The 950-nt window shown below is 51.5% G+C and carries 1 protein-coding gene; it reads right to left on the bottom strand.

The window, feature by feature from the left end:
• Positions 1–104: 104 nt before the first annotated feature.
• On the bottom strand, positions 105–821 hold the full coding sequence (locus tag PPL9_RS22385) for a hypothetical protein (RefSeq protein ID WP_057464810.1): 717 nt from the start codon (positions 819–821) through the stop codon (positions 105–107).
• Positions 822–950 lie beyond the last annotated feature (129 nt).

The raw sequence follows: 950 nt of genomic DNA, 5'->3' as shown, positions 1-950 counted from the left end.
GATTGAAGGGGCATGCCCCTTCAATCAAAAGTCAAAGCTGCGAAAGTGGGTAATTTTCAAGCAGCACAAATGGGGAAAATACATCCAGCACTGACACAAATTACCTACCTCCATGGTGCCAGTTGTGAGGGACCGGGCACTTTGCGGCGATAACGCTCCGGCACTACCGCTTTCGGGTCTGCAGGATAAATATGGTGCTTATTAAATTTACCGCCTGGATCGAGCGTCTGCTCTCCCCAAGGGTAGAGTTCAACTATTACGTCTCTCCAGACGCCGATGGGGTAACTCTCTTCACCGGTAAAGCTAATGTAGCGGCCCTTTTCCATATCAATCGCGATCATGTAAAACCGATTGTGAGCTTCAACGTGAAACGGATCATCCACATTAAGGTGATCCGGACAATAGCGGGCTCCAAAGTTCACTTCCCGCACAAGCGGTCCCATGTATGTGGTGGTGCCTCTATATGACCCCATACCGTCTCCAACACTGACAATCATTCGGGTGGTTGAGGGATCAAGATAGTCGATGCCTTTGGTCAATTGCAGGCGAAGCGGGATTGATTTCACACCGGCCAGACAGGGGCGAGCCGCATCCTCCTTCTGCTCTTTCGCGTGCCAGTCCTTTTGGTCTTCCCAATACTCCTCGGCCAAAACATGGCCTGGTCGTTCATCGGCGAGACTAGCACTTAATGGTTTCCACATGGCCTTTGTTAATCCTCTCAAGCCCAAATCAATTGCAACAGCAAAGATAATTGCTGTGATGGCAAGCCGCTTGCCCCACTTCCACTTGCGGGTCCGGCGAAACTCCTGAAACCTGCTCATAAATACCTCTTACTCGAAAATCTTCCGTCCAGAGGGCGCGCTTCCAGGTGTGTTGCCTTCAGTAACACCGCCCAATGCGCCGTCCGGATGCCAGACGACAATATGCTCCTTGCCGTCATCAAGTCGGAC

Source organism: Pseudovibrio sp. POLY-S9 (assembly GCF_001431305.1).
Taxonomy (GTDB): domain Bacteria; phylum Pseudomonadota; class Alphaproteobacteria; order Rhizobiales; family Stappiaceae; genus Pseudovibrio.
The sequence above is the reverse complement of the archived record's forward strand: the minus strand, read 5'-3'. Positions and strand labels throughout refer to the sequence as shown.